Raw genomic sequence first — 14,759 nt, forward strand, 5'->3', positions numbered from 1 at the left:
AGAAAAATACGGGGGTCGTTGCATGCATTTCTTTCAAAGGATAATGAAGAAAGTAAATAGCCCTGAAGTTCAATTGCTTTGCCAAATATCTGTATCAGGCAACGAATACGAAGAGTTGTTAAAATATACACGTTCAAAAATATTAAATTTATATATGCAGGCAATCCCAGTGCCTGATTTATTGCTTTCTATGGCATTAGTTCAGATTGCAATTCATAGATATGACGAAGGCAATTACTGGGATTGCTTTTTGGACGAGATTGGTATTGATGTTTCTGCAGTAAAAAGAAACTATTTAGGACAGATTTTTATGAAAACATTGCGTCATTTTAATTTATTCATAATAGAACAAGAAAAAGGCTCAAGGCAAGCTTATGTCGAGAATATTAAAGCTCATGCATTTGTTCCAAATAATTACCTTTTTGGCTACTTTGACTTTCTGTTCTCATTTTACGACAGGAATCTTTTTAGGCAGATTCCAGAAAACTTGGAATACGATATTTTTGATATGATCGATTTTATGAGTGATTCATTGTCTTCAAATAGTGATAATGTGAGACTTGAAGACTTTGGTAATAAGCCCCCAAAGATTTACCGGCTTCTAAAAGCAACTAAAAATGTAATTGCCCAATGCTCGCCTGTCGTCATATGTAATTTAATATCCAAACATTTGATAATGATTGACGAATATTATTATGACAGAAAACTGCCAATAAAAGATGACCGATTCACATCCAGCTTTATTGCCTGGTGTGAAACACAAGAATCTGAGATTAATATTGATCCAATTGTGAACAGGCGCCGTAAGGCAGTTGGCGTCTTCTATAATAAACCATACTTTGAAATAAACCGCTCTAACGGGCAAGCTTTTCTGGTGGTACCAAGCCAAAAAATTAGAGAGGATGAGTTTAGTGGAAGTGTTTTTGTAGAAGTGGAGTATGATAATAAGACAATAAAAAGAGAGCTTGATATGTACAGAGCGTATGGCGTTCTTGTATCGGAACAATTGAAAATAAATGTTGGCAATATTTTTACATCTTATCGTATTAATATTATTTCTTGCACAACACGTCCATTTAAGATTCCTGAAAGAGAATACCGCTTGTTTAATGAAGATTTCACAGAACTTCAGAAACTAAAAAAAGGACAATGTTACATTTTCACAAAAAAAGGTGCTTCAGTCAAAAGTGACTTACGTGCTGTGTACGTAAACTCCCATCATGATTTATGGGATGAGTATTCGTACAGCGATATTAATGAAGATTCGGTTATCTATATAAACAACAGGCCAATATCTATTGCCGGGGAGTTCTCTGAAGAACCATTATTTGATCATGTCTCAAATGAATATATTTTGTATAGTGGCGAAAGGCAAATACAAACCGCATATAAACACCCCGTTATTTCATTTAAGGTTGCTAAAAAAGCTTTGGCAGGAACTTTTATATGGTGTAATAATAATCGTTTTTGCGCGAAGATAGAAAATGTCAGCTCTATTTATGAATTTGATTATGATTTGGAAAACTGTGGAGTATCTATAGCGTTGAGTAGTGTCTTGGATAACAAAGATGGTTTATATCAAATTTGGATAGATGAACCGGGAAAGCATAGAAGACTAATCTGTCAATATGTTTTGATTACTTCTTTACGTTGTCGTCCAGAAAAGCCACGTTTTATTTTTTGCGATAAAGCTTTAGTACATATTATTGGAGACTATGACATCACTCCTTTGAATTGTGAGCGGGTTAATGATAACGTGTATTCGCTTGATCTTACTTCTGGTACAGAAGAAGCGATATTTGAGTTATTATTAGAAGGGGTAAACTACACTTTAATTGTGCCGCTAAAAGTATTCAAATACGGATTTTCCAGGCAGTGGAAATATAGAAGAGAAAATTACTTATGGTTTCCGGAGATAGAAAATGATCTTTTTGTTTTTATGCCTGGCGCAACTCGAGCTTTTGTTTATCTTGGAAATGAAGAGGAATGTATAGAGGGTGAAAAGCAATCTAATGGAGAGTTTCGATTTGATATAACTGATTTTGTTAACAAAATTAGACAAAGCAGCAGTGCGTTTGCAAACATCAATCTAAAATATTTCGATAATAAGTGGAGGTACCTACCAATTTTTAGAGTTTTGAAGAGATTGTGGCTGCATAAATTCGAAATGGTATATTTAAATAATATGGTTCGAATTATATCGGAATACGAGGGAAAAGCAAAATTAAAGGTTCGTATTTCAGATATTGCAACCAAGGAAATTGTTACTGAAAAATATTTGGACAATGGTAGTACAGATTTTCCTGAACTTGATTATAATAAATTATACAGCTTGGAAAAGATTCAAGTCATTCCAGATCCATTTGGATTCTCGGACCAATCAACATCATTAGGTGTTATTTATAAAATTGGAACAATAGACTTTAGTGATCTGACAAATTGTAAAATGGTTATAAAATCTATAGCTTGTAATGGAGTTATGCTGAATCTGGATCATATATATACGGTTTACAACTTAACAAAAATCTCAGACTTTACTTATATTGGCAAGCTTACATTTAAGCCTAAGTTAGCTATTAATAGTTCAAAAAAAATAAGAGAGTCAGATGTATTTGAGAAAGTTCGTTTTGAAATAATGTTTGAAGAGGGGGATGTGAATATTCTTTCGTTACATGCATTAGAAGACGGCGATTGGACAGAGATTTGGTATGATGTAAAAACTAATAAACTGATAAGTGCTTTTGATGACTTACTTTATTCCTCAAAAAATTACGAACGGTTTATCCCGTTGTATGAAGATATTACAGATTATAATGTTGAATTTAGGAGGGTTAAATGATGTTATTCAGACCTGCAGAAAGCTCAAAAAGGATTGTTGAATTCTTTCGAAAGTATCTTCTGACTACATTCAAAACAAACAACGATATTTACAACAGACAGTTAAAAGAACAACTATCTGAAGATGGTGTTATTTCGAAAGGTCCGTACATTAGTATGAGCGACTCTTTTGAAAAGGATAAAACTTTGCGAGAATTGGTTGATGAAGGTATTTTATGCAGAGAACTGTTGCAGTTGTCAGAATTGCATCCTGACAGGAAGCTATATAAACATCAGGTGGAAGCTATATGTAAAGCAAATAATGGGAAAAATTTAATTATAACAACAGGAACAGGATCGGGTAAAACGGAATGCTTCTTGATTCCTATAATTAATCTCCTGATGCGTGAGAAGGAAAAAGGCACTCTAAATCCTGGAGTACGTACGCTTATTATTTATCCGATGAATGCGTTGGTTAATGACCAAATCAGAAGGTTACGAGAGATATTTATAAAATATCAGGAATCTGGTATTACATTCGGAAAATATACCGGTGAAACTTTAGAAAATTATAGTGATGCACTTGACGAATTTATTGAACGTGAAGGTACTGAACCAATTAAAAATGAGTTGATATCCCGGGAACAAATGAGAAAAACCCCTCCTCATATTCTGATAACAAACTTTGCTATGCTTGAATATCTTTTACTGCGGCCTGGTGACAGCATTTTCTTTAATAAACAAAATGCATCAAAATGGCATTCAATCGTTTTTGATGAAGCGCATACCTACTGTGGAGCAAAAGGAATAGAGGTTGCTACTTTAATCAAACGAGTTAAGGCAATGCTTAATCGTAATGATATTCAATTTTTTCTGACTTCGGCAACGTTGGGTGATGAAAAATCAAACCCACAAATTATCAACTTTGCCCATTCATTATGTGATGTACATTTTGATGAAGACTCTATAATAAGATCGTCAACTATTGCACCTGCGAAACCAGAAATCACAAATAAATTAGATTTCTCAATTTATCGTGAACTAGCAGAAAAAATCAGAAATAATTTTGCTTCCGATCATATTCTGAAATTTCTTAAAGAAAAAGGTATTGCCATAAGCCAGGCAGCAAATACAGATGAAGCTTTAGAAAAAACTCTCTATTTAATGATATTACATGATGATTTTTATTATGAAGTCAGGCACCATTTATTGAACAAAATAAAACCATTAAATCAGCTTGCGGATGAATTAAATGTTTCGGTTGATGATATAACGGATTTTATAGCAGTGGCTTCAAACGCTCAATATAAAGGTGACAGGATATTTGAAACAAAGTATCATATGTTTATTCGAGGTATTGAAGGTGTGTATGTTACTCTTAATCCCAGCAATAAACTTTTCATCAGGAAAATGGAGACTTATAAAGAAGATCCGAAAAGCAACGATTGTGGTTTTAAAGTATTTGAAATTACATTCTGTCATAATTGCAATTCTACATTTATTGTTGGACAAACAGAAGATGGATATCTTGTACAGAAGTCCAAGTTTAATGATGACTACAGTCCTGAAGTTTACCTGTTAGATGGCGTATATGATGAATATGACGAAGAAAACGAAAATGAGAATAAATTCATAGTATGCGCAAAATGCGGAGCCATAGAACGCGTTTCATCAGTAAATGGATTATTTTGTGGACACGGCAAAGAAAATTGTAATTCGTTGATCAAAGTTAAAGATTTTGGAGACCAACTGCACACTTGTCCATGCTGTCATGTAGTGAATACTCAGCGTAGTATTTTACGCCCATTCTTTTTGGGTAATGAAGCAGCAACAGCTGTTATTGCTACAGCATTATACAATGATCTGCCTGATGTCAAAATTACAAAAAAAATAATTTCTATTGATGATCCTTTCTTTGGCAGTGGCCCGGAAAAATTGATTGAAGAGCGTGAGAATTTAGTTAAGCAGTTTTTAACTTTTTCTGACAATAGACAAGCTGCAGCATTCTTTGCTACATATCTGCAAACAACATACCGGGAAAATTTGATTAAAAGAATAATGACAAAAATATGTAAAGATAATTTACAAGTAATATACCAGGGTGTAAGATTGTGCACATTCGTTAGTTGGCTCGAAGAATATTTTGAAAAGTATAATATATACTATCCAGATGAGAGAAAGAAACAGGCATGGTTAGCAGTCTTAAAGGAATTGACTAATTATAAAGCAATGAATGCTTTACAAAATATGGGTATATTATATTTTGATCTAAATATAAAAATACCTGAGAATGAAAAATTACAATTATCTTCTGATGAAACAACTACTCTTTTTAAAATGATGGCATTGTATTTCATAAAAGATGCAGCAATAAAATTACCTATTACCTTAACAAAAGCAGATTATAAAAAGCTGTCATATGCTGGAGAAATAAAGGGATTTAGTCTAAACTATACTCAAAAAAAATATTTTCAATCATGGTTACCTGCAATAGGAAAGGAAAATGTTCGTACTAAATTATTGCGTAAGTTGTTTGCTGAAAAAGATGATGAATTTATTTTGAGATTATTGAAAGCAATCTGGGATAAGTTGTTGTATGAAAGGATCATAGAATATGATAGTGAAAGCGGAAAATTTCTTTTGTCTTCTGAAGCAATTACAGTGAAAGCCGTTGATAAATTGTATATTTGCAATGAATGTAAAACTGTAACACCATATTGCTTGAAAAATGTTTGTGCAAATCCCAGGTGTAATGGAAGCCTTGTTGAATATGACTATCTTAAGGCAATGGAGGACAATCATTATTACGATGTCTATCACAATCTGAACATTAACGACTTGCTTGTTAAGGAGCATACCGCTCAGTTAGGCAGCCAACAAGCATATTCTTATCAAAACGATTTTAAGAAAAAACGAATTAATGTACTGAGTTGCTCAACTACCTTTGAAATGGGTGTTGATGTTGGTACCCTTGAAACTGTATTTATGCGTAATATGCCTCCTTCCCCTGCTAACTATGCACAAAGAGCAGGTCGGGCAGGCAGAAGTTCAAGGTCTGCAGCGTATTCTCTGACATACTGCCCTAATAGCTCACACGATCAGAACTATTTTAAAGATCCTGTATCTATGATTAAGGGAACCATCCAACCACCTTCATTTAATGTAGATAATGAGAAAATTGCTTTGCGTCATATTTTTGCATCGGCATTCTCTTTCTTTTGGAGAAAGTATCCGGAACTATACAAAAGGACAATCGGTGAATTTTTTGATGCGGATGGAGTAAATGCATTAAAAAAATATCTTGAATCTCATCCTGAAGATCTTAAAGAGTATTTATGCAATGTTTTAAGTCCTGAGTTGCAGAAGCATTATGAAATTAACACTTACGGCTGGACCAGTAAATTGTTTCTTAATGATCCTAATAATCCTGGAGTATTTGTTATAGCAATGAAAAAGTATGCTTCTGATATAGAGGAGCTTGAAAAAGCCAGAATAGACTGTACTGAAAGACAAAAGAAGGTTGAACCCGGTTCCAAGGAAGATCGTGAATTGAGCAGGAAGATAAGGGATATTGGTAATTCTATTAATACAATTAGAAAACAAGAGATAATTGAATTTTTATCTCGTAACAATATAATTCCTAAATACGGGTTTCCTGTTGATACAGTGGAATTGATGAGTTTTGGAAAAGGTGGAATATTAGATTCATTGTGTTTGGACAGGGACCTTTTTACAGCAATATCAGAATATGCACCAGAGTCAGAGGTTGTTGCAGACGGTAAGCTGATTACTAGCCGGTATGTTCGTGTTCTTAGCGGATTTGCATGGCCGGAATATAAGTATGTTATATGTAAAAATTGTCATACATTAATTAGAGTTATTTGGGTTGAAGATATTCCTAAAGAATGCAAGCAGTGTGGGCATAGTTTACCAAAGAAGATAAAAAAGTATGTTATACCTAAATTCGGCTTTATCATGGAAAACGGAGAGCCAGAAGATGCAGGAACAGAAAAGCCGGAACGCACATATAAGGGTTCAATATCATACATAGGAGATGGTACTCGGATTGAGTCGAATACATACTCAGTTTGCGGAAAAAAAGTTATTATCGGAACCAGTAAAATGGATGAGCTTGCTGTTCTGAATACTTCTAATTTTTATATTTGTAAGGTCTGTGGATATGGTAAGTTATACGATAATGATGCTGATTTAGCTAAGGAGTATGCCCATTACAAGCCAGACGGTTATCGTTGCAGCAACAAAATACTTTACCCATATTCTCTTGGACACGAATTTCAAACGGATGTTGTACTATTGAAGTTCGTTTCAGAAAATATTACAGAAATCGATGTCGCATGGACTGTACTCTACTCGCTTCTTGAGGGACTTTGCAGACATCTAAGTATAGATAGAAATGAATTGTCAGGATGTTTGCATTGGTTCCGTAACAATGAATTTTCAGACATAGGTAACTATAGTTTTGTTTTGTTTGATAATACTCCTGGTGGAGCCGGATATGTTAGACGAATGAGAGATATATCTACTCTTATAGGCATGTTAGAAGCAGGGGCTCAAGTTGTAAATGGGTGCACATGTGGCGGTGAAGAAGCTGATACTGCTTGCTATAGTTGCTTATGCAATTACTACAATCAGAAACAACATGATATTCTTAAACGACGATATGCCATTGATTTCTTCAATTCTCTTTTGAATGGAGAAAAAAAGTGGTGGGGAATTAGACTTCCTGATATCGGTTTAGTATCAAATATGGAAAATAACTGATAAAAAGCAGGCAATTTTTATCCGGACTTTGTGTTATGGATTGATACGCCCGATATGCAATATATTTCCTTTATCGACCCAAAAGGGTTACGCATTTGCAATGGGATGATCCTAAAATCGAGTTTCATGCCACAATTAAAGAGCTTGAAGTGCGTCTTCAACCTATAAGCAGCGATAACAAAATCGTGCTGAATTTTTTTATAATGTCCGGCACCATTCCGAGGATTTGAGTCAGTGGTGGGGAAAAGGCAAGCCGGAACGCAGAGCGAAGAATGTGTTTGCCTTGATGAAGACGATTGCATTGATGGTATGATATCGAAAATATTGAAATCGGAATAGCTTATTGTTGAATATTAAGCTACTAATTACGTAATCCGATAGTACCAATTGGAAAAAATCAGTTTATTAAGTACAGAAAAATAAGAAATAAATTTCTGTTAGTAGCATAATTGTAAAATTAATGACAATATTGACATACTTTATCAAGAACACCCAAATGGGTGTTTTTATTGGCTTTAGCCTGATTCACACGCAAAGCGTGTGAATCAAAAAACCACCCGCTATGCGGGTGCGAGACAGGAGTTATACAAAAAAATCACCTTTCCGTTATAATAGAGTTGTTCAAGCTACTATAATAACAAAAGGAAAGGTGATTTTAATGGCAAACAAAGAACACAGTTTAGCACGAACTAAATGGATGTGTAAATATCATATAGTATTTACACCTAAGTATAGACGAAAAATAATTTATAATCAATACAAACAAAGTATAAGGGAAATAATAAAACAACTATGCAAATATAAAGGAGTCGAGATAATAGAAGGACATTTGATGCCAGACCATATACATATGTTAGTAAGCATACCACCCAAAATGAGTGTATCAAGCTTTATGGGATACTTGAAAGGGAAAAGTGCACTTATGATATTTGATAGACATGCAAACTTAAAATATAAGTTTGGGAACAGACACTTTTGGGCGGAAGGATACTATGTAAGTACAGTAGGACTAAATGAAGCAACAATTAAGAAATACATACAAGAGCAATATAAACATGACATAATGATAGATAAGTTAAGTGTGAAAGAGTATGAAGACCCCTTTAAGGGGTAGTTGGTAATAAGTTCGTCCCTTTAGGGACTGCAAAAGTGACAAAGGCAAAGTGGCTTGAACGAAGTGAAAGCCAGCGTCTTTAGGCGCTGGCCGGTAACACGCCCTTATAGGGCTGAGCAAACCACCCGTTTTACGGGTGGTCATGATTTTATAATGTTTAATTTATAGACTCCTAACAAAGAGGTGATGCCTATGCTTGTACTAATATGGATATTATGACTTCAATAACACACAAACCAAAGGAGGAAATCAAAAATGATTGGAATCGAGCAATACCGAAAAATTCAGGAGTACAAAGCACTTGGACTTGCTCAGACAAAAACCGCAAAAGCACTGGGGATAACCTATTCTTCTGTCAGTAAATACTGGATTATGAGCGAAGAAGATTATGTAAGGGAAGCTGAAAAGGAAAGGTACCACATGGATAACTATCGTCAGTACATACTGGAACATTTGAAAATTTGTCCACAAATGAGGGATACAAACATCTATCTCAAATTGGTGGAGGCCTTCCCTGATTTACAAGTTAAACGAGCTACATTCTACCGCTATATGAAAGCCTTAAGGGAACAGCACGGGTATCCGCATGCCAGTAAACGTAAAACCTCACCCCGTGAAATTTCTCCACCGGGATATGAAGCGCAGGCGGATTTTGGTCAATACAAACTTAAGGATATGTACGGGCGAATTGTACGAATATATTTCTTTTGCATGGTTCTGAGTTATAGCAGAATGAAATTTGTTTATTTTTCACCGGATCCCTTTACAACCAAAACTGCCATTAAAGCTCATAACTATGCATTCCAATATTTTGGAGGAAGAACACAGACTATTCTTTATGACCTTGACCGTGTCTATGTAGTCAGTGAAAATCTGGGAAATATCATATTCGTACCTGCCTTTGAGGAATATGTTAAGCGTATAGGTTACAGTGTTTCGCTATGTAGACCAAGAGATCCTCAAAGTAAAGGCAAGGTTGAAGAGGTGATTGGATACATAAAGCAAAGTTTTCTTGAGGGCAGGATATACACCGGAATTGATTGCCTTAACAGTGCTGCCCTTGCATGGTTAGATAGGGAAGGCAACGGGCGAATACATACTGTGACCAGAAAAGTGCCGCGTGAAATGTTCATGGAAGAGCAAAAATACCTGTTCCATGTCAAACCTTATTCCGAAGTATCAAGCACTGTGGCCTCCTTTGATAAGGATGGAGTGGTAAGTTATAAAGGCAACCGTTATCAGATTAATACAGGTATGATGGATGCTCATAAACGCATTCGAATTGAAGATGATGGTGAAATGCTTTTGTTCTATGATGCTGAAACAAATGATTTATTGGCTAAATATCCAGTCACAGAAGATACCGGGCAGTTGTTCAAACCAGAAGAAAATTACAGCAGAGACAGGGTTTCTTTAACCATCATAAAACAATATTTTGCAGAATACGAAATAGCTCAGGAATTCATTCGCCGGATGGAGCAGCAACAGTCGAAATATTTTAATACACATTGCATTCGATTATACCGGATGACAAAGTTTTATACAATTGGACAATTGCTTGATGGAATAGAATACTGCATTGATACTGAACGCTGCAGTGCCTATGAGCTTTTGGCTTATCTCATGTATCAGTACGGAGAGCATATAGCTAAGAAGTTTTTGCCGAATCAGCAGTATTTTAACCATTTGGCCAAGAGTAAAGAAATAAGGAGGGAAATCGATGGCTGATATAACAGAAATCCGTGAATTGGCCCAAAAGCTCAACCTTTGGAGTATCGCAAGGGGATACATTGATTTGAACGATGAGAAACTATCAAACCATGAATATCTTAAGATGGTGTTAGAAAAAGAATTGGAGATTAGGGCCAGACAAAAACACACCAAGCTGAGGAAGGCAAGTAAGCTTCCAAACAAAGCATTTGACACATCGAACTCAAACAAGGGCTTAAAATGGCAGATTAAACAGTTATCCAACCTGACATGGCTTAAGGAAGAGCAAAACTTAATCCTGCTGGGAAAATGCGGGACGGGTAAGACCGGTCTTGCAGCGCAGCTTGGAGAAACTGCAATCAGCAATGGACATAAAACCTATTATGCGCCTTTTGATAATTTTATCGCAGTGGCAGAAAAGAAAGCCACAAATCCAAAAGCAGAAGCGATCTTTTCTTATATGCAGGAATGTGACTTAATTATTATTGATGATGTCTTTTATGTGGAACCAACCAGGGCAGAACTGCAGGTTTTCTACCGGGCAGTTACCTTTCTTAATGAAACCAGAAGCATTATTTTTATAACCAATCGTGAACTGTCAGCATGGATAGATGCAGCCGAAGACAAGCACCTTTGCCAGACTTTATTGGACAGAATGATGGTCAATTGTCAAATTGTTCGTTTGACTGACAAGTAAATAAAAACACTCACTTCTTTTTTAACAGGGGCAAATACCTCGTTTGAAAACAATGCCGAAAAACGGCTTAAAATAGATGCAAAAAATCTCACGAAATTCAAAGAACTGCTTAACTTTTGAGATTTTCTGCAGTTTATAGGGTAGGGGGATCTAAATCTCTACCGCTTTTCATCCCGGAAACGGGCGGGGGGTCACGCGCGAAAAATCGCAGTTTCAAACGGTGTCATGAAATATTCCGCAGGGTTCATTGGAATAACCGAGGAAAGAAATCAATCGTATGGAGATGCATCAGTAGATTGGAAAACACCGGTTTGTTTTGTACCGCTTCCACTATACTTGAAGATACGCTTAAAGAGAAAATTGTAGATGCCATCAATGTAGCGGTCAGCGGAAAAAACTCTTTTCTGGCCATACTGAAGAAGAATATTGAAACCGTATTAAGCGAGGATTTGGATGAGAGTACAGCAGATATTGATAAAAGGCTGGAAGAACTCCAAACCGAGTTAATCCAAAAGGCAAATTCAAAGGAAGCATACGATAATATTGTCAACGAGATTTACCGACTACGTGATCTAAGGCAAGAAACTCTTTCGAGAAACGCTCTCCGTCAAGATAAGAGGGATCGGATTGCTGAGATGACGGACTTTCTTAACACGCAAACCGGTGATATTACGGAGTTTGATGATAAACTGGTTAGAAAATTAGTTGAAAAAGCGATTGTATATGATGACAATATAGTGGTTGAGTTTAAGTCGGGGTTAGAAATAGTAGTGAATCTATAAGATTGTAATAAGATTGCTGCCAGTTGAGGAGGAAATCTTCTTAATTGGCGGCTTTTTAATCTGAGAAAAGGGTGTTACGTGAGATTTTACATAGATTTAACCTTAACCTGCCTTTAGATTTTACTATTCTGCTGTAATATTTGAATTGTAAATAAACTGGAGGAAAAGGAGAAAAAACGTTATGAAAAAGATGAAAAGAATTGTATTGACCGTAACCATACTGGCACTCTTTTTTACAGGCTGTGCAACTGGAGGTGGTAATGAAATTGTAGTTGTTTCCCGGGAAGATGGTTCGGGCACCAGAGGAGCATTTATTGAACTTTTTGGAATTGAAGAAAAGGATGCAAATGGGAATAAGGTAGATAATACAACAGACGAAGCAATCGTAGTAAACAGTACTTCCATCGTAATGACCACAGTAGCCGGCAATAAGAACGCCATAGGGTATATCTCCCTGGGTTCTTTGAATGATACTGTCAAAGCAGTTAAAGTTGATGGAATAGAACCCACTGTTGAAAATATTAAAAACAATACTTACAAGGTTTTCAGGCCTTTTAATATTGCAACAAGGGATGACATCAGCGAACTGGCACAGGATTTCATCAGCTTTATCCTTAGCAGTGACGGACAAAAGGTCGTGGAAGAAAATAGTTATATTGCTGCATCAGAAAAAGGCCCTTACAGCAGTACGAAGCCATCCGGTAAAATAGTAATAGCTGGGTCTTCCTCGGTAACACCGCTCATGGAGAAGTTAAAAGAGGCTTATTTGAAAGTGAATACCAATGCAGAAATTGAAATACAGGCGAGTGATTCCACAACGGGAATGAAATTAGCTATGGAAGGAACATGCGATATTGGTATGGCATCCAGAGAATTGAAGGAGAGCGAATTGAAGAAGTTAAAGCCAACAGTTATAGCCATGGATGGTCTTGCTATCATTGTAAACAAGGAAAACCCGGTAAGTAATCTGACAAGTGACCAAATTAAAGGTATTTTCAAAGGAGAAATTACCTCTTGGAATGAGGTTGCTAAGTAAGATAAAACAAGCCAGCGGAGCATTTGCTGGATGAGACGCACATTCTGGCTTTTAAGGGGTTAAGTATCTATGACAAAATACAAAGAAAGCATAATGAAAGCAATATTTTTTGCAGCAGCCTGCACATCCATTCTGGCTGTCACGCTTATTTGTTTATTTCTATTTATAAATGGTATCCCTGCTATGACTAAGATCGGAATATTTGATTTTCTGATGGGCACAACATGGAAACCGAATAATACGCCTCCTTCATTTGGTATTTTACCCATGATCCTGGGAAGCATCTATGTAACAGCCGGCGCTGCGGTCATCGGAGTACCCATAGGAATTTTAACAGCTGTATTCATGGCCCATTATTGTCCCTCAAAGCTTTACCGCATCTTGGAACCTGCCATAAACTTGCTCGCAGGTATTCCTTCCATAGTATACGGATTTTTCGGGCTTGTAGTGATAGTACCCTTTATCCGCGATACCTTTGGGGGTGATGGCAACAGCATGCTGGCGGCATCCATTCTCTTAGGCATCATGATTCTGCCTACGATTGTAGGTATAAGCGAATCAGCAATCAGAGCCATACCCCAAAGTTATTATGAGGGTGCGCTGGCTCTCGGTGCAAGTCACGAGAGAAGCATCTTTTTTGTAATTCTTCCGGCAGCAAAATCCGGTATCATGGCTGCTATAGTCTTAGGGATAGGCAGAGCCATAGGAGAGACCATGGCAGTCATCATGGTTGCAGGAAACCAGGCAAGAATGCCTGCCGGGTTGTTGAAAGGCGTTAGAACACTTACAGCCAATATAATAAATGAAATGGGCTATGCTGCGGAATTGCATAGAGAGGCTCTAATTGCGACAGGTGTCGTGCTGTTTGTTTTCATTCTTATTATAAATTTATTACTATCATTGCTTAAAAGGAGGACTGGCTGATGGAATCCATCAACAAACTATCATATATTCAAAAACTCAGGACTTATAAACGAGACCCCAGATCGCTAGTTTTATTCCTTTTAGTAATTGTATCAACAATTCTTACGATTGGGCTTTTGCTTTTTTTGATTGGGTATATCATGATCAAGGGAATCCCCCATATCAAGCCTGAATTGTTTCAGTGGAAATACAACACCTTAAACGTGTCGCTGATGCCTGCTTTAATTAATACTGTTATCATAACGATCATTTCGCTTCTGATTGCGGCGCCAATAGGAATTTTTTCTGCCATTTATCTGGTTGAATACGCAAAAAAAGGCAACAAGTTGGTTGCTATAATCAGAATTACTGCAGAAACACTGTCAGGGATTCCGTCAATCGTTTACGGTCTGTTTGGCTTGCTGTTCTTTGTAACCGCTCTTGGTTGGGGAATGTCTCTCCTGGCAGGGGCATTCACACTGTCAATCATGATTCTGCCACTTATTATGCGTACCACTGAGGAAGCATTAAAAGCAGTTCCTAATTCGTATCGGGAAGGCAGTTATGGGCTGGGCGCAGGAAAGCTAAGGACTGTATTTAAAATCGTTTTACCCTCTGCAATGCCTGGCATTTTGGCCGGTGTTATCCTGGGCATCGGAAGGATTGTAGGAGAAAGCGCCGCGTTAATTTATACGGCTGGAACTGTTGCTGAAATACCAAAGGGCAGCGATTTTCTGTTCGATTCTACCCGTACATTATCGGTTCATATGTATGCTCTTGCCAGTGAAGGGCTATATGTAAACCAGTCTTACGCAACTGCTGTTATACTATTAATTATTGTTGTATTGATTAACTACCTATCAGGGTTTATATCAAAGAAACTTTCAAAAGTCTAAAAAGCCATTTGAAAGGCATTTG

General features: G+C 36.6%; 9 protein-coding genes and 1 pseudogene. All 10 read left to right on the forward strand.

Annotation, left to right across the window (positions count from 1 at the left end; all coding sequences use genetic code 11):
- Positions 1 to 22 precede the first annotated feature (22 nt).
- The 10 genes and pseudogenes from CLOCL_RS08295 to pstA all read left to right on the forward strand — a co-directional run bounded on the left by CLOCL_RS08295 (position 23) and on the right by pstA (position 14,737).
- Positions 23 to 2,839, forward strand: a complete 2,817-nt coding sequence (locus CLOCL_RS08295) for a hypothetical protein (RefSeq protein ID WP_014254902.1) — start codon at positions 23 to 25, stop codon at positions 2,837 to 2,839.
- On the forward strand, positions 2,836 to 7,599 hold the full coding sequence (locus CLOCL_RS08300; RefSeq protein WP_014254903.1) for a DEAD/DEAH box helicase: 4,764 nt from the start codon (positions 2,836 to 2,838) through the stop codon (positions 7,597 to 7,599). Before CLOCL_RS08295 ends, CLOCL_RS08300 begins: the two co-directional genes overlap by 4 nt.
- Positions 7,600 to 7,694: 95 nt before the next feature.
- Positions 7,695 to 7,829, forward strand: a complete 135-nt coding sequence (locus CLOCL_RS23505; RefSeq protein ID WP_276324624.1) for a hypothetical protein — start codon at positions 7,695 to 7,697, stop codon at positions 7,827 to 7,829.
- A gap of 428 nt (positions 7,830 to 8,257) precedes the next feature.
- Positions 8,258 to 8,713, forward strand: coding sequence for an IS200/IS605 family transposase (gene tnpA, locus CLOCL_RS08305; protein WP_014253709.1), 456 nt, complete (start codon positions 8,258 to 8,260; stop codon positions 8,711 to 8,713).
- Positions 8,714 to 8,968: 255 nt separating this feature from the next.
- Positions 8,969 to 10,441 (forward strand): IS21 family transposase, encoded by a 1,473-nt coding sequence (gene istA, locus CLOCL_RS08310; protein WP_014254904.1) that lies wholly within the window; start codon positions 8,969 to 8,971, stop codon positions 10,439 to 10,441.
- On the forward strand, positions 10,434 to 11,120 hold the full coding sequence (locus tag CLOCL_RS08315; RefSeq protein WP_014254905.1) for an ATP-binding protein: 687 nt from the start codon (positions 10,434 to 10,436) through the stop codon (positions 11,118 to 11,120). The genes istA and CLOCL_RS08315 overlap by 8 nt, the downstream gene beginning before the upstream one ends.
- 218 nt (positions 11,121 to 11,338) lie before the next feature.
- Positions 11,339 to 11,902: pseudogene (locus tag CLOCL_RS08320) on the forward strand (recombinase zinc beta ribbon domain-containing protein); the annotation flags it as partial.
- A 181-nt stretch (positions 11,903 to 12,083) separates the two neighbouring features.
- Positions 12,084 to 12,938 (forward strand): substrate-binding domain-containing protein, encoded by an 855-nt coding sequence (locus CLOCL_RS08325; protein WP_014254906.1) that lies wholly within the window; start codon positions 12,084 to 12,086, stop codon positions 12,936 to 12,938.
- Between the two features lie 69 nt (positions 12,939 to 13,007).
- Positions 13,008 to 13,862 carry a phosphate ABC transporter permease subunit PstC gene (gene pstC, locus CLOCL_RS08330; RefSeq protein WP_014254907.1) on the forward strand — a complete coding sequence of 285 codons (855 nt, stop codon included), beginning with the start codon at positions 13,008 to 13,010 and terminating at the stop codon, positions 13,860 to 13,862.
- Positions 13,862 to 14,737 carry a phosphate ABC transporter permease PstA gene (pstA, locus tag CLOCL_RS08335; protein ID WP_014254908.1) on the forward strand — a complete coding sequence of 292 codons (876 nt, stop codon included), beginning with the start codon at positions 13,862 to 13,864 and terminating at the stop codon, positions 14,735 to 14,737. Before pstC ends, pstA begins: the two co-directional genes overlap by 1 nt.
- Positions 14,738 to 14,759: the final 22 nt, after the last annotated feature.

The sequence above is a fragment of the Acetivibrio clariflavus DSM 19732 genome (assembly GCF_000237085.1).
Lineage (GTDB): Bacteria > Bacillota > Clostridia > Acetivibrionales > Acetivibrionaceae > Acetivibrio > Acetivibrio clariflavus.